Origin of the sequence: Nonomuraea sp. NPDC050540, from assembly GCF_044457485.1 — a bacterium.
Classification (GTDB): Bacteria; Actinomycetota; Actinomycetes; order Streptosporangiales; family Streptosporangiaceae; genus Nonomuraea.
In genome coordinates this window covers 141,574-158,394 of sequence record NZ_JBITHA010000018.1, presented here as the reverse complement: position 1 = coordinate 158,394, position 16,821 = coordinate 141,574, and the positions used below count along the sequence as shown (strand labels likewise).

General features: G+C 74.6%; 5 protein-coding genes. All 5 read left to right on the top strand.

The window, feature by feature from the left end; genetic code table 11:
• Positions 1-174: 174 nt before the first annotated feature.
• The 5 genes from ACIBI5_RS43385 to ACIBI5_RS43365 are packed head-to-tail and all read left to right on the top strand — an operon-like array spanning position 175 to position 16,778.
• Positions 175-747 (top strand): GNAT family N-acetyltransferase, encoded by a 573-nt coding sequence (locus ACIBI5_RS43385; protein WP_397256003.1) that lies wholly within the window; start codon positions 175-177, stop codon positions 745-747.
• Entirely contained in the window at positions 741-2,027 is a 1,287-nt protein-coding gene (locus ACIBI5_RS43380; RefSeq protein WP_397256001.1) for a lysine N(6)-hydroxylase/L-ornithine N(5)-oxygenase family protein, read from the top strand. Before ACIBI5_RS43385 ends, ACIBI5_RS43380 begins: the two co-directional genes overlap by 7 nt.
• On the top strand, positions 2,024-5,029 hold the full coding sequence (locus ACIBI5_RS43375) for an amino acid adenylation domain-containing protein (RefSeq protein ID WP_397255999.1): 3,006 nt from the start codon (positions 2,024-2,026) through the stop codon (positions 5,027-5,029). The genes ACIBI5_RS43380 and ACIBI5_RS43375 overlap by 4 nt, the downstream gene beginning before the upstream one ends.
• Positions 5,026-16,575, top strand: coding sequence for an amino acid adenylation domain-containing protein (locus ACIBI5_RS43370; protein ID WP_397255997.1), 11,550 nt, complete (start codon positions 5,026-5,028; stop codon positions 16,573-16,575). The genes ACIBI5_RS43375 and ACIBI5_RS43370 overlap by 4 nt, the downstream gene beginning before the upstream one ends.
• A complete protein-coding gene (locus tag ACIBI5_RS43365; protein WP_397255995.1) occupies positions 16,572-16,778 on the top strand; it encodes an MbtH family protein in 207 nt (68 codons plus the stop codon). The genes ACIBI5_RS43370 and ACIBI5_RS43365 overlap by 4 nt, the downstream gene beginning before the upstream one ends.
• Positions 16,779-16,821 lie beyond the last annotated feature (43 nt).

The following is a 16,821-nucleotide window of genomic DNA, read 5'->3' as shown; positions in this document are numbered from 1 at the left end:
AAACGCGGGCTTAACGGCCCTCTCGATGGCGATTGTCCATGTCAGGTGGGATATGGCCTGTCTAGGGCTCTCACACGTGATTTTTCCGTCGTTGACAGGCTTCGCAACTGATGTTTATTTAGGCTTGCCTTGCCTAAGTTTAGTAAGGCGAGCCTAACCTTTGGAGTGGTAAGCGTGCTGAAGGACCTCATAGGGCCGCCGCCGCTGCCCGTGACGGGCGTCAGATGGCAGGTCACCCTGGTGGATCCACAAGCGGGTGACGCCGAGATCGTCCACACGTGGATGAACGAGCCGCACGTGGCCACCGCCTGGGACCAGGCCTGGCCGCTCGAGCGCTGGAGCGCGGAACTCGGCAGGCAGCTCGGCGGCGATCACTCCCGCCCCTGCCTGGCCCACCTCGGCGGCGAGCCGGTCGCCTACCTGGAGATCTACCGGGTCGCGCGCGACCGCCTCGCCCCGCTCTACCCCCACCGCCCCGGCGACCTCGGCGTGCACGTCGCCATCGGCGCCCCGGGCAACATCGGCAGGGGCCTCGGCCGCGACCTGCTGCGTACCGTCGCCGACGGCCTGCTGGCCGCGGACGACTCCTGCACCCGCGTGGTCGCCGAGCCGAACATCCTCAACACGGCCTCCATCCGCGCCTTCACCGCCGCCGGGTTCCACCGCGCCGGCGAGGTCACGATGCCGCACAAGATCGCCGCTCTCATGGTCCGCCCGCGCGACGAGGGGGATCTCCCCACATGGTGAACTCGGTCCACGACCTGGTAGGGATCGGTTTCGGCCCCTCCAACCTGGCCCTGGCCATCGCCCTGAACGAGCCGGAGGGCGCGGGCCTCGACGCGATCTTCCTGGAGAAGCAGGAGTCCTTCGGCTGGCACCGCGGCATGCTCATCGACGGCGCCACCATGCAGGTGTCGTTCCTGAAAGACCTGGTCACGATGCGCAACCCGGCCAGCCCCCACAGCTTCGTCGGCTACCTGCACGACAAGGGCCGGCTGGCCGAGTTCATCAACCAGAAGACCATGTACCCCACCCGGCTCGAGTTCCACGACTACCTGGAGTGGGTGGCCGGCCGCTTCGAGCACGTCGCCCGCTACGGGACCGAGGTCATCACCGTCGACCCGGTCGTCCGCGACGGCGTGGCGCGCTGCCTCGACATCGTCAGCCGGGCCGACGGCGAACTGGTCACCCACCGCGCGCGCAGCGTCGCCATCGCCGCCGGGCTGCGGCCGGTCCTGCCCGAGGGCGTCATCGCCGGTGAGCGGGTCTGGCACAGCCAGGAACTGCTGAGCCGGCTGGAGGGGTTCGCCGAGCCGTACCCGCGCAGGTTCGTGGTCGTGGGGGCCGGGCAGAGCGCGGCCGAGGTCGTCGAGCACCTGCACAGCCGCTTCCCCTCCGCCGAGATCTGCGCGGTCTTCTCCCGGTACGGCTACAGCCCCGCCGACGACAGCCCCTTCGCCAACGCGATCTTCGACCCGGCGGCCGTCGACCACTTCTTCGAGGCGCCCGGCGACGTCAAGCGCATGCTGCTGGACTACCACGGCAACACGAACTACTCCGTCGTCGACCTCGACCTGCTGCAGGAGCTCTACCGGCGCATCTACCAGGAGAAGGTCGCCGGCCGCCCGCGCCTGCGGATCCTGAACATGTGCCGGGCCGCCGGGCTGGATACCCACCGCTCCGGGGTGTCGGTCGGCGTGCGGTCCCTGGTCACGGGCGAGGCCGAGACGCTGCGCGCCGACGCCGTCGTGTACGCCACCGGCTACCGGCCGACCGACCCGCTGGACCTGCTCGGCGCGGCGGGCGAGTACTGCCTGCGCGAGGAGGACGGCGGGCTCAGGGTCGGCCGCGACCACCGGGTGGAGACCGCGCCCGAGCTGCGCTGCGGCATCTACCTGCAGGGCGCGACCGAGCACACGCACGGCATCACCTCCACGCTGCTGTCGACCACGGCCGTGCGGGCGGGGGAGATCCTGCGGTCGCTGCGCGCCCACGCCCGGTCCGAGGTGGAGGAGCCGGCCCGGTGACCGGCTCGCTGCTGGACCTCATCGAGAGCCGGATCGCGGCCGCCCCCGGCACGGAGGCCGTGCGCCACGGGCCCGCCTCGCTCACCTACGCCGAGCTGGACCGGGCGGCGAGCGCGCTGGCCGCCCGGCTGGCGGCGCGCGGAGCGGGGCCGGAGCGGATCGTCGCGGTGTCGCTGCCGCGCTCGCTCGAACTCGTGGTGGCGCTGGTGGCCGTGCTGAAGACGGGCGCCGCGTATCTGCCGGTGGATCCGGAGTATCCGGCGCACCGGGTGGAGTTCATGCTCGCCGACGCCCGCCCCGTCGTGACCCTGCGCCCCTCGGACGTGGACCTCTCCGCCGTTACGGCGGCGCCCGGCGTGCGGACGGACCCGCGCAACCCCGCCTACGTGATCTACACCTCCGGCTCGACCGGGCGGCCCAAGGGCGCGGTGATCACCCACGAGGCGATCGTCAACCGGCTGCTCTGGATGCAGGACGAGTACGGGCTGAAGCCGGACGACCGCGTCCTGCAGAAGACGCCCTCCAGCTTCGACGTGTCGGTGTGGGAGTTCTTCTGGCCGCTCATCACCGGGGCCACGCTGGTCCTGGCCGATCCCGGCGGGCATCGCGATCCGGCGTACCTGGCGGCGCTCATCCGGCGCGAGCGGATCACCACGGTGCACTTCGTGCCGTCCATGCTGCGGGCGTTCCTGGCCGAGCCGGGAGCGCGGGAGTGCGTCTCGCTGCGGCGGGTCGTCTGCAGCGGCGAGGAACTGCCCGCCGACCTGGCGGCCGAGTTCCACCGGGTGCTCGGCGACCGGCTGCACAACCTGTACGGGCCGACGGAGGCGGCGGTGGACGTCACCTCGTGGGCCTGCCGCCCGGGTCAAACGGGTCCGGTGCCGATCGGGCGGCCCGTGTGGAACACCGCGATCCGCATCCTCGACCCCGGCCTGCGCCCGGCCGCGGAAGGCTCGGAAGGGGAGCTGTACATCGCCGGCGTCCAGCTGGCCCGCGGCTATCTGGGGCGTCCGGGGCTGACGGCCGAACGTTTCGTGCCCGACCCGTACGGGCCCGGCCGCATGTACCGCACCGGTGACCTGGCGCGGCTGCGGGCCGACGGCGCGATCGAGTACCTGGGACGGGCCGACGATCAGGTGAAGATCCGGGGGTTCCGGGTGGAGCCCGGCGAGATCGCCACGGTGCTGGCCGAGTGCCCGGGTGTGCGGCACGCCGCCGTGGTCGCCCGTACAGCTCCCGGTGGCGTGCAGCTGGTCGCCTATGTCGTCCCGGAGGCTGGTTTTTCGGGAAATATCGAGCTTTGGCGGGAGTTTCTGGTGGAGCGGTTGCCCGCTCACCTCGTGCCGCCGGCGTTCGTCGCCATCGCAGAGCTGCCCGTGACCGTGAACGGCAAGCTCGACCGCGCCGCCCTGCCCGAGCCCGAACGCGAGACCGGCGGCGAAGCCCCCGTCACCGCGGCCGAGCGCACGCTGGCCGGGTTGTTCGCCGAGGTACTCGGGCTGCCCGAGGTGGGCGCCGGTGACGACTTCTTCCGGCTGGGCGGGGACAGCATCCTGGCGCTGAGCCTGGTCGGCCGGGCCCGCCTGGAGAACCTGGCGCTGACGGCCGGTCAGGTGCTGGAGCTCGGCACCGTACGCGCGCTGGCCGCCGCGGCCCGCTCGGGCGTCGTCGAGGAACCTCCCGAGCACGCCCTCGGCACGGTCCCGGCCACCCCGATCATGCACAGGCTCCTGGAGCGCGGCGGGCCCATCGACGGGTTCAGCCAGTCGGTGGCGCTGCGCCTGCCCGCCGACGTGGACGAAGGCCGCCTCACCGCGGCCCTGCAGACCGTCCTCGACCACCACGACCTGCTGCGCGCCCGCCTGGTGGACGACCACCTGGAGGTACCGCCCCCCGGAACCGTCCAGGCGAGCACGATCCTGCGCCGCACGACCGGGAAAGCGGACGACGCGGCCCGGGAAGCGGACGATGTGGCCGGGGGAGCGGGCAACCCGGACGACCTGGCTGGGGAAGGGGAGGCGGCCAGGAAGCGGCTGGCGCCCCGGGAGGGCGTGATGCTCCAGGCCGTGTGGTCGCCCCAGGCGCGTGTCCTGCGCCTGGTCGCCCACCACCTGGTGATCGACGGCGTCTCCTGGCGCGTCCTGGCCGAAGACCTCGCCCGCGCCTACAGCGGCGCGAGTCTGCCCAGGTCGGGGTCCTTCCGGCGCTGGGCCACCGCCCTGCCCGAGCACGGCCGCGCGGAAGAACTGCCGCACTGGATCACGACACTGACCGGCACGGCCCCGGATGGACCCGGCACGCGCGCGAGCGCGGGGCGGCTGACGCTCACCCTGGAGGCCGATCTGGGGCGGACGGGTACCGCCGAGCTCCTGCTCACCGGCCTCGCGGCGGCGCTGTCGCGAGCCGGGGACGGCGGGGCCGTCCTGCTGGAGCTGGAGGGGCACGGGCGCGAGGACGAGCACGCCGACCTTTCGCGCACCGTCGGCTGGTTCACCAGCATGTTCCCGGTCCGGCTCGACCCGGGCCGCCCCGGCTGGGACGACTTCGTCGCGGGCGGGCCCACGGCGGGCCGTACGCTGGCGCGGGTCACCGAGCAGCTGGCCGCGGTGCCGCGCAAGGGCATCGGCTACGGCATCCTGCGCCACCTGAACCGTTCCCCCGAGCTGGACGGCCTGCCGCACCCCGCGATCTGCGTCAACTACCTGGGCCGCTTCACCGAGTCCGCCGCCGACTGGGCCATGATCACCGAGCCCGGCGCGCTGGCCGACGCCGCCGACGAGGGCCTGCGGCCCGCCCACGAGCTGACGATCGACGCCGCCGTGGTGGAGACGCCCGCGGGCCCGCGCCTGGACGCCACGTTCACCTGGGCGTCCATGGACGAGCGGGCGGTGCGCGACCTGGCGGCCGGCTGGTTCGCCGCGCTCGGCGCGCTGGCCCGTCCACAACCCCTGGTCGCCCTCGGCCAGGACGAACTTCACGACTTCGAGGAGATGCTCCGTTGAGCCGTGTCCAGGACGTCTGGCCACTGACCCCTCTGCAGGAAGGCCTGCTCTTCCACGCCCTCGGCGACGAGGCCGACCCGTACGTCGTGCACACCGCGCTCGACCTGCGCGGCCCGCTCGACGCGGCCGCACTGCGGGAGGCGGCCGAGGAGCTGGTGCGCAGGCACGACAACCTGCGCGCCGCCTTCACCCACCGCAGGAACGGCGAGCCCGTCCAGGTGATCGCCGCCACGGCCGCCGTGCCGTGGCGCGAGGTGGACCTGACCGGGCGGCCGGAGTCGGAGGCGGAGCTGGTCAGCGCCCGCGAGCGGGCCGCGCGCTTCGACCTGACCGCGCCGCCGCTGCTGCGCCTCGTCCTGCTGCGGCTGGCGCCGGAACGGCACCGCCTGCTGGTCACCAACCACCACCTGCTGCTCGACGGCTGGTCCCTGACCCTGCTGCTGCGCGAGCTCATCGACCTGTACGGCGGCGCCGAGCCACCGGCGGCCGTGCCGTACCGCGACTATCTGACCTGGCTGGCCGCGCAGGACCGGCAGGCGGCGATCGCGGCCTGGCGCGAGCACCTGGACGGCCTGCCCGGCCCCACCCACCTGGCCGGGGGCAGAAGCGGCGGAGCCGTGCGGGAGGTGGTCGCCGAGCTGCCAGCGGACCTGACCGCGCGGCTCGGCACGCTGGCCCGCGAACGCGCGAGCACGCTGAACATGGTCGCCCAGACCGCCTGGGCGCTCGTGCTGGGCACGCTGACCGGCCGCGACGACGTGGTGTTCGGCACCACCGTCTCCGGCCGCCCGCCCGAGCTGCCCGGCGTGGACCGGATGGCGGGACTGTTCATCAACACGGTGCCGGTCCGGGTCCGGCTGCGGCCGGACGCCCCGGTCGGCGACCAGCTGTCCGGCCTCAGGGCGGAGCAGGCGGCGCTGAACGGGCTGTTCCACGTGAGCCTCGCCGAGATCCAGGCGGGCGGGCTGTTCGACACGCTGCTGCTGTTCGAGAACCATCCGGTCGGCGGGCTGGGCGGCGCCAGGGGACTCGTGGTCGCGGGCGCCTCCGAGCGCGACGCGACGCACTACCCGCTGACGGTCTGCGTGCGCCCCGGCGAACGGCTGCGCGTCGAGCTGTCCTTCCGCGAGGACGCCTTCGAGCCCGCGGCGATCGAACGGATCATGGGCTACCTCGTCCAGGCCCTGACCCGGATGGCCGAGGACCCCGAGCGGCCCGTGGGCGAACTGGACGTCCTTCCCGACGCCGAACGCGCCACGATCCTCACCACCTGGGCGGGCACCCGCCCGGCCGCGCCGCCGGCGACGCTCGCGGAGGTGTTCCGCGCCCAGGCCCGCGCCACCCCCGATGCGGTCGCGGTCGTCGGCCCGGACGGTGCCGCCCTCACCTTCGCCGAGCTGGACGCCGCCGCCGACCGGCTGGCCGGAACGCTGGCCGCCCGCGGCATCGGCGCCGAGGACGTGGTCGCCCTCCAGCTGCCGCGCGGCATCGGGATGGTCGCGGCCATCCTGGGCGTCTGGCAGGCGGGCGCCGCGTACCTGCCGCTCGATCCGCGCTATCCGGCCGGCCGCCTCGCCCACATGCTGTCCGACGCCCGCCCCGCCCTGGTCCTCACCGACCCGCCGGACCTCACCGCCGCCCCCGGCCAGGCCCCGGTGGCGCCCGTCCGGCCGTGCCTGCCCGAGCATCCGGCCTACGTCATCTACACCTCCGGCTCCACCGGGACGCCCAAGGGCGTGAGCGTGCCGAACGCCGCCGTCGCCAACCTGCTGGAGTCGCACCGCGGCGACGTCATCGCCCGCGCCGAGGCGGCGGTGGGCGGGCGGCGGCTGCGGGTGGGGCACGCGGCGTCGTTCTCGTTCGACGCCTCCGTCGACCCGCTGCTGTGGATGCTGGCCGGTCACGAACTGCACGTCCTGGACGAGGAGACCTGCCAGGACCCCGAGCTGCTGGCCGCCTACACCGCGCGCGCCCGCCTCGACTACCTCGACGTCACCCCCTCCTACCTGCCGCCGCTGCTGGCCGCCGGGGTGTTCGGCGAGGGACGCCACCGGCCCGCCGTCGTGGCCGTCGGCGGCGAGGCCGTCGCCGAGCCGCTGTGGCGCCGCCTTCGCGCGACCCCCGGCCTCGTCGCCCGGGACCTCTACGGCCCGACCGAGTGCGCGGTCGACGCCTACCAGCGGCGCGAGGACGGCACCGCCGCGCCCGTCGCCGGTCACCGCGTGTACGTGCTCGACGCCCGGCTGCGGCCGGTGCCCGCCGGGGTGACGGGCGAGTTGTACGTGGCGGGCGCCGGTCTGGCCCGCGGCTACCTCGGCCGGGCCGGGCTCACCGCCGAGCGCTTCGTACCCTGCCCGTTCGGGCCGGGGGGAGCACGCATGTACCGCACGGGCGACCTGGCCCGCTGGCGGGAGGACGGCGTGCTGGAGTTCGCCGGGCGGGCCGACGACCAGGTGAAGATCCGCGGGTTCCGGGTGGAGCCGGGCGAGGTGGAGTCCGTCCTGGCCGGGCATCCCAGGCTGGCCCACGCCGTGGTGACGGTCCGGCGGGACCGGCCGGGCGAGCGCCGTCTCGTGGCCTACGCGGTGCCCGCCGGCGACGGCGTGGGCGAGCGGGAGCTGCGCGGCTACCTGGAGGCGCGGCTGCCCGCGTACATGGTGCCCGCCGCCTTCGTGGTCCTGGACGGGCTGCCGCTGCTGCCCAACGGCAAGGTGGACCGGCAGGCGCTCCCGGCGCCCGGCGCGTCCGGGACGGCGGCGGGACGCGGGCCGAGGGACGCCGTCGAGCGGCGGCTGTGCGAGCTGTTCGCCGACGTGCTCGGCCTCGATCGGGTCGGGGTCGAGGAGGACTTCTTCGCGCTCGGCGGGCACTCGCTGCTGGCCGCCCGCCTGGTCAGCAGGATCCGGGCCGAGCTGGGCGCCACGGTGCGGGTGCGCGCGGTGTTCGACGCGCCGACCGTGGCCGGGCTCGCGGGCAGGCTGGGGCCATCGGGCGAGCGTCCCGCGCCGGTCGCGCAGGATCGTCCCGAACGGCTGCCGCTGTCGCACGCCCAGCGCCGGTTGTGGTTCCAGCAGCAGCTGGAAGGCCCGTCGGCCACCTACGCCATGCCGGCGACCCTGCTGCTGGACGACCCGATCGAGACCGGCCCCATGCGCGCGGCGCTCGGGGACGTGGTGGCCAGGCACGAGGCGCTGCGCACGGTGATCGGGCAGGCGGACGGCGAGCCGTACCAGGTGGTCCTGGACTCCGCCGAGGCACGGCGGCGGCTCGTCGTGCGCGACGGGGAGGGCGACCCCGCGGCGCCCTTCGACCTGGCGGCGGACCTGCCGATCCGGGCCTGGGCGGACGGGCGGCGGCTGCTGCTGGTGCTGCACCACATCGCCGGGGACGAGTGGTCGATGCGCCCGCTTCTCGATGACCTGTCGCTGGCCTACGCGGCGCGGCTGGAGGGGGAGGAGCCGGAGTTCGCGCCGCTGCCGGTGCAGTACGCCGACTACGCGCTGTGGCAGCGGCGCTGGCTGGGCGCGGCCGACGATCCGGCCAGCCCCCTCGCCAGGCAGCTCGCCTACTGGCGGCAGGCGCTCGACGGCGCACCGGCGGCGATCGAGCTGCCGGTGAACCGTCCCTGGCCCGCGGAGATGTCGTGGCGGGGCGCGAGCGTGGACGTCCGCCTCGACGCGGACGGCCTGGACGAGCTGGCGCGGCGGGCCGGTGTGACCACGTTCATGGTGGTGCACGCGGCGGTGGCGGCGCTGCTGACCCGGCTGGGTTCGGGGACGGACATCCCGCTGGGGACGCCGGTGGCGGGCCGGTCGGATGAGGCGTTGGCTGATTTGGTCGGTTTTTTCGTAAACACGGTGGTGTTGCGCGCCGACACCGGCGGCGACCCGACCTTCCTGGAACTCCTGGAACGGGTGCGCGAGAGCGACCTGGCCGCCTTCGACCACGCCGACGTGCCGTTCGACCTGGTCGTCGAGGCCGTCAGGCCGGAACGCGCGCCGGGACGGCACCCGCTGTTCCAGGTCATGATCGCCTACCAGCACGCCGCCGAGACCACCGCCGGGGACGTCGGGCTGGACGTCGCCAAGTTCGACCTCACCTTCGCCTTCACCGAGACCGGCGACGGACTGGCCGGGCAGGTCGAGTACCGCGCCGACGTGTTCGACGCCGCCACCGCCCACGGGCTCGCCGAGCGGCTGGCGGACGTGCTGGAGCAGGTCGTGGCCGCGCCCGATCGGCCGATCGGCGAGCTCGCGGTCACGGCCATGGACTCCGCCGCGGTCCCCGCGGCCGTCCCCGGCGGCGGCGAGCCGCCGGACACCCCTCAGACGCGGACCCTCTCCCGGCTGTTCGCCGAGGTGCTCGGCGTGCCGCACGTGGCAGCGCACGACGACTTCTTTCAGCTCGGCGGCCACTCGCTGCTCGCGGTCAAGCTGGTGAGCCGGATCAGGGCGGCGCTCGGCGCCGAGGTCGCGCTGCGGGAGGTCTTCCGGCATCCGACCGCCGCCGGGCTGGCCGGTCGGCTCGTCCCGGCCCGCGACCCGGGGCCGGTGCCCGCGGTCAGGCCGGAGCGGGTGCCGCTGTCGCACGCGCAGCGCCGGTTGTGGTTCCTGCACCGGCTGGAGGGGCCGTCCGACACCTACAACATCCCGATCTCGCTCCGGCTGCGCGGGCCGCTCCGGGCCGAGGCGCTCCGTGAGGCGCTGGGCGACGTGGTGGCCAGGCACGAGGCGCTGCGCACGCTGGTCGGCGAGGAGGACGGCCTGCCGTACCAGGTGATCCTCGACGCGGAGCGGGCGCCGCTCGCGGTGCTCGACGGGGCGGGCGATCCCGGCCATGCGTTCGACCTGGCCGGCGAGCTGCCGATCCGGGCGTGGCTGCGCGCGGACGGGCCCGACGAGCACGTGCTGCTGCTGGTGCTGCACCACATCGCCGCCGACGAGTGGTCGATGGGGCCGCTGCTGGAGGACCTGTCGCTCGCCTACGCGGCGCGGCTGAAGGGAGACGAGCCGGAGTTCGCGCCCCTGCCGGTGCAGTACGCCGACTACGCGCTCTGGCAGGCGGACCGCCCCGTCGACCTGGACTTCTGGACGCGGACGCTGGCCGGGCTGCCCGACCGCGTCGAACTGCCCACCGACCGGCCGCGGGCCGACGACCACCGGGGCGGCACGGTGGAGTTCGCGGTGCCCGCCGGGGTACACGACGGGCTGACCACCCTGGCGCGGCGGGCCGGCGCCACCGCCTTCATGGTGACGCACGCCGCGGTGGCGGCGCTGCTGTCCAGACTCGGCGCCGGAACCGACATCCCGCTGGGCACGCCGGTGGCGGGCCGGTCGGACGAGGCCCTGACGGACTTGGTCGGATTCTTCGTGAACACGGTGGTGTTGCGGGCCGACCTCGACGGCGACCCCTCCTTCCTCGACCTCCTCCAGCGGGTACGGCAGGCCGACCTGGCCGCCTTCGACCACGCCGACACCCCCTTCGACCAGGTCGTCGAGGCCGTCAACGCCTCCGGCAGAGACCTGTTCGAGGTCATGGTGGCCCACCAGAGCGGCCAGGCCGCACGGCTGCGCCTGCCCGGGGTCACGGTCACCGAGGAGCCGGTCGGGCACGCGAGCGCCAAGTTCCCGCTCACCTTCGCCTTCACCGAGACGGCCGACGGCCTGGCCGGGCTGATCGAGTACCGCACCGGGCTGTTCCGCGAGGACACCGTGCGCCGCCTGGCCGGATACCTCACCAGGCTGCTCGCCCAGGTCGCCGCCGACCCCGCCACCCGGCTCGGCGACCTGGAACTCCTGTCCGACGGCGAACTGCGCGAGGTGCTGGCCACAGGGGACGGCGAGGCCGCCGACGGCCCGCCCGCCACGGTGCCCGAGCTGTTCCGCGCCCAGGCCGCCGCCACCCCGGACGCCGTCGCCGTCGTCTGCGCGGAGGAGTCGCTCACCTACGCCGAGCTCGACGCGCTCACCGACCGGCTCGCCGGCACGCTCGCCGCCCGGGGCGCGGGCCCCGAACGGGTGGTCGCGCTCGCGCTGCCGCGCGGGATCGGCCAGGTCGCCGGGGTGCTGGCCATCGCCAAGGCGGGAGCCGCGTACCTGCCGATCGACACGGCCTATCCGGCCGAGCGGATCGCCATGATGCTCCAGGACGCCGAGCCCGTGCTGGTGCTGGCCACCCCGGACAGCCTGCCCGATGGGCCGGTGCCCGTCGTCCATCCCGGTGACGACGGGTCCGGCACGCCCGTGCCGCCGCTGCCGCTCAACCCCGCGTACGTGATCTTCACCTCGGGCTCCACCGGGCGGCCCAAGGGCGTCGTCCTGGAGCACGCGGGGGTGCGGCAGCTCGTCGCCACCGCCGTCGAACGCTTCGGCGTCGGGCCCGGCAGCCGGGTGCTGCAGTTCGCCTCGATCAGCTTCGACGTGGCGTTCTGGGAGATGACCATGTCGTTGTGCACCGGCGCCACGCTGGTCATCGTGCCCGCCGAGCGGCGCGTGGCCGGGCCCGAGCTGACCGGCTACGTCAACGAGCACCGCGTCACCCACCTGGCCCTGCCGCCCGCGCTGCTGTCGGCACTGCCCCCGGACTGCCTGCTGCCCGAGGGCTCGACGCTGCTGGTCGGCACCGAGACCGTGACCCCCGAACTCGTCCGCCGCTGGACGGACCGCCACCGCCTCTTCGACGCCTACGGTCCCACCGAGGCCATGGTCAACTCCACGCTCTGGGAGGCCGCCGGAGATTTGGAGAACCTGACCAGCGTCCCCATCGGCCACCCCGACGTGGGCAAACGCGTCTACATCCTGGACGGGCGGCTGCGCCCGGTTCCCCCCGGCGTCACCGGCGAGCTGTACGTGGGCGGAGCCGGTCTCGCCCGCGGCTACCTCGACCGGCCGGGGCTGACGTCCGAGCGGTTCGTGCCCGACCCGTTCGGCAAGCCGGGCGAGCGCATGTACCGCACCGGCGACCTGGCCCGCTGGCGGCACGACGGGGCCGTGGAGTTCGGCGGACGGGCCGACGGCCAGATCAAGATCCGCGGGTTCCGCGTCGAGCCGGGCGAGGTGGAGTCGGCCCTGCTGGCCTGCCCCGGTGTGCGCGAGGCCGTCGTCGCCGCGCACGAGTACGCCCCCGGCGACACCCGCCTGGTCGCCTACGTCACCGGCGCCCAGGACGACCCGGCACAGTTGCGGGCCCACGTGGCCGGCCGGCTGCCCGCCCACATGGTCCCCGCCGCCTACGTCACGCTGCCCGCGCTCCCGCTCATGGTCAACGGCAAGGTGGACCGCAAGGCCCTGCCCGCCCCGTCCGGCGGCGCCGCCGCCGTGGCCGCGCGCGCACCGCGCACGGCCGCCGAGCGGGCGCTGTGCGAGATCTTCGCCGACCTGCTCGGGCCGGCGCGCGTGGGCATCGACGACGACTTCTTCCACCTGGGCGGCCACTCCTTGCTCGCGGTACGGCTGGCCGCCAGGATCCGCGCCCGCTTCGGCACCGAGCTGCCGCTGGGCACGCTGTTCGGCGCCTCCACACCCGCCGCGCTGGCCGCCGCGCTCCAGCACCTCGGCACCGTGGGCGCCCGCCCCGCGCTCGTCCCCGCCGCCCGGCCGTCGCCGGTGCCGTTGTCGTCGGCGCAGCGCCGGCTGTGGTTCCTGCAGCGGATGGAGGGGGCCTCGGCGGCCTACAACATTCCGATCCGGGTACGGCTGGGCGACGCCCCGGCCGCGCTGGAGGCGCTGCGGGACCTGGTGTCCCGACATGAGGTGCTGCGGACGGTGATCGGGGAGCGGGACGGCGAGCCGTACCAGGTGGTGCTGGGGGTGGAGGAGGCGCTACGGCGGTTCGCCGTGGGGGAGGCGGACCCCGGCGCGCCCTTCGACCTGGCCGCCGAGCTGCCGATCCGGGCCTCCTTGCCCACCGGCGGCGAGGTGCTGCTGGTGCTGCACCACATCGCCGCCGACGAGTGGTCGATGGGGCCGCTGCTGCGCGACCTGTCGTCGGCCTATGAGGCGCGGCTGGCCGGGCGTGAGCCGGAGTTCGCGCCGCTGCCCGTGCAGTACGCGGACTACGCGCTCTGGGAACGGCGGGCGCTCGGGGAGGACGGCGCGCTGGGCCGTGGCCTCGCGTTCTGGCGGCGGGCGCTGGACGCGATGCCGGAGGAGATCGTGCTGCCGCGCGCGCCCGGCGCCGGTGGCTCGGTGGGCTTCCGCCTCGGCGCGGACGGGCTGCGGGGGCTGGCGCGGCGGGCCGGTGTGACCACGTTCATGGTGGTGCACGCGGCGGTGGCGGCGTTGCTGGCGCGGCTGGGGTCGGGGACGGACATTCCGCTGGGGACGCCGGTGGCGGGCCGGTCGGACGAGGCGTTGGCTGATTTGGTCGGATTTTTCGTGAACACGGTGGTTTTGCGGGCCGACCTCGACGGGGATCCTTCGTTCCTGGAACTGCTGGAGCGGGTCCGGGAGAGCGACCTGGCCGCCTTCGACCATGCCGACGTGCCGTTCGACCTGGTCGTCGAGGCCGTCAACCCGGAACGCGCGCCGGGACGGCACCCGCTCTTCCAGGTCATGATCGCCTACCAGCACGCCCTGGAGACCGCGCTCGCCGTGGAGGAGCCGGACACCGGGCAGGAGGCCAAGTTCGACCTCGCCTTCGCCTTCACCGAGACGGCCGAGGCGCTCGACGTGCTGGTCGAGTACCGGGAAGGACTGCCCGGCGACGCCCTGGCCGCGGCGCTGGCCGCGCTGCTGGAACAGGTGGCCGCCGAACCCGGCCTGCGCCTGGCCGAACTGGACCTCCCCCCGGGCGAGCCGGGCCTGTCGTCGCGTGGCTCCGCCTCCCGGGCGCGGGCCGTGGCCGTCCGCCGTGCGGCCACGGCACTGCGCCGGGAACCGCGGGGACCGGTCGAGACCCGGATGGCGGAGATCTTCGCCGACGTGCTCGCCGTGCCCGAGGTGGGCGCGCTGGACGACTTCTTCCACCTGGGCGGCCACTCCCTGCTGGCCGTACGCCTGGCCGGGCGCGTCGCCGCCGAGTTCGGCACCGCCACCACGGTCAGGACGGTCTTCGAGGCTCCCACGGTCGCGGCCCTGGCCCGGCACGCGTCCGGCGCCGGTCAGGACGACGGCAGGCCGCCGCTGGTCCGGGCGGAACGACCGGACGTCGTCCCGTTGTCGGCCGCGCAGCGGCGGCTGTGGTTCCTGCAGCAGCTGGAAGGCGCCACGGCCACCTACAACGTGCCGTTCGCGGTCCGGGTACGCGGGCCGCTGGACCACGACGTCCTGCGGGCGGCGCTCGGGGACGTGGTGGCCAGGCACGAGGCGCTCCGGACGCTGATCGGGGAGCGGGACGGCGAGCCGTACCAGCTGATCCTGGACTCCGGCGAGGCACGGCGGCGGCTGGTCGTGCGCGACGGGGAGGGCGAGCCAGAGCTGCCCTTCGACCTGGCGGCCGAGCTGCCGATCCGGGTGTGGGCGCGGGCGGTGGGCGGCGACGAGCACGAACTGCTGCTGGTGCTGCACCACATCGCCAGCGACGAGTGGTCCGTCGGCCCGCTGTGGGCGGATCTGTCCGCCGCCTACGCCGCCCGGCTGCGGGGACGGGCGCCGGACACCGAGCCGCTCGTCGCGCAGTACGCCGATTACACGCTGTGGCAGCGCGACCTGCTCGGCGACGAGGAGGCCCCCACCGAGCTCGCCGCGCGGCAGCTCGCCTTCTGGCGGGCCGCGCTCGACGGGGCCCCGGACCGCCTGCCGTTGCCCTGCGACCTGCCGCGCCCGCCCGTCGCCTCGCCGGAAGGGGGCTCGGTCGCCTTCGGCGTCGACGCCGACGGCCTGCTCGGGCTGGCGCGGGGGAGCGGGGTGACGCCGTTCATGGTGGTGCACGCGGCGGTGGCGGCGTTGCTGACCCGGCTGGGTTCGGGGACGGACATCCCGCTGGGGACGCCGGTGGCGGGCCGGTCGGACGAGGCGTTGGCTGATTTGGTCGGATTTTTCGTGAACACGGTGGTGTTGCGGGCCGACACCGGCGGCGACCCGACCTTCCTGGAACTCCTGGAACGGGTGCGCGAGACCGACCTCGCCGCGCTGGAGCACGCCGACCTCCCCTTCGACCGGGTCGTCCGCGAAACCGCGCCGGCCAGGACGCTCGCCTGGCACCCGCTCTTCCAGGTCATGATCGCCCACCACGCGGCACAGCCGCCGCTCGAACCCCTGCCCGGCCTGGACGTCGAGCCCATCGGCGCGGGGACGGGCACGGCCAAGTTCGACCTGGCCGTCGCCGTGGGGGAGGACGGCTCCGGGGCGATCGAGTACCGGACCGACCTGTTCACCCGGCGGCGCGCCGAGGAACTCGCCGACGCCCTGGCCGCCCTGCTGGCCAGTGCCGCCGCCGACCCGGCCGCCCGCCTGTCGGCCCTCCTGCCCGACCCGCCCCCCTTCACCCGCCCGGACGCCTCCACTCCCGGCGAGCACCCGCCCGCCGTCGCCCGCCCGGACGCGCTCGCGTCCGCCGTCGCCCGTCCGGACGTCATCGCGTCCGGCGGGCACGATCCGGCCGTGGCGGAACGGCTGGCCGAACTGTTCGCGGAGTCACTCCACGGAGCCGGCGGCGCCCTTCCGGAGCACGAGGCGAACTTCTTCGAGCTCGGCGGCCACTCGCTGCTGGCAGCCAAGCTCGTCAACCGGATCCGCGCGGAACTCGGCGCCCCCGTCACGATCCGGGACCTGTTCGAGGCCCCCACCCCGGCCGGCCTGGCCGCCAGGCTCGGCGCTCCCGGACCCCGCGAGGGCGGGGCGCTCGACGGGCTGCTGCCGATCCGGACGGGCGGGGACGGGCCGCCGCTGTTCTGCGTGCATCCGCTGTTCGGGCTGGCCTGGTGCTTCATGGGGCTGGCCGGGCTCATGGACGGTCCCGTCTACGGGGTGCAGGCACGCGGGCCGGCGGGGCCGTACCCGCTGCCTGGGACGCTTGAGGCCATGGCGGCCGACTACGTCGAGCGGATCCGCGAGGTCCAGCCCAGCGGCCCCTACCGCCTGATGGGCTGGTCGTTCGGCGGGGTGGTCGCCCACGCGATGGCCGCCGAGCTGGTACGGCGCGGCGAGCGCGTCGACCTCCTCGCCATGCTCGACTCCTACCCGCTGAGCCCTGGCGAAGAGCCGGAGACCGGCGACAATGAGCAGGACGCGCTGCGCTTCCTGCTGCGCCTGGCCGGACTGCCCGAGCCCGACCGGCCCGTCGACCGGCGCGAGGTCGTCGCCACGCTCAGGAGGCGGGGCGGCCTGCTGGCGGAGCTGGACGAGGCCACGGTCGGCGCCATGATCGACGTCGCGGTGAACGCGGAGAACCTCATCCGGCCGGGCGCGCACCCGGTGTTCGAGGGTGACCTGCTGTTCGTCACCGCGACCGCCGACAAGGCCGGTACCACGCTGGACGCCGCCCGCTGGCGCCCCTTCGTCACCGGCGCCATCGACGAGCACGAGATCGACTGCGAGCACTACGAACTGGCCGACCCGGGGCCACTGGCCCGGATCGCCGCGATCATGAAGGAGAGACCGCGATGACCAACCCGTTCGAGGACGCCGACGGCGTGTACGTGGTCCTCGTCAACGACGAGAACCAGCACGCCCTGTGGCCGCAGCGCCTGCCCGCCCCCGCCGGGTGGACCCAGGCGTACGGCCCGGCGGGCCGCGACGCCTGCCTGGAGTACGTGGAGGAGACCTGGACGGACATGCGCCCGGCCAGCCTCATCCGCGCCATGGATTGACGTACCCGTCTGCCATCCTGTCCCGGTCGTTGAACGGAGAAAG

Bases quoted from the DNA above. Each gene is read 5' to 3' on its own strand.
- ACIBI5_RS43380 (WP_397256001.1), top strand. From the start codon at position 741: ATGGTGAACTCGGTCCACGACCTGGTAGGGATCGGTTTCGGCCCCTCC.
- ACIBI5_RS43365 (WP_397255995.1), top strand. From the start codon at position 16,572: ATGACCAACCCGTTCGAGGACGCCGACGGCGTGTACGTGGTCCTCGTC.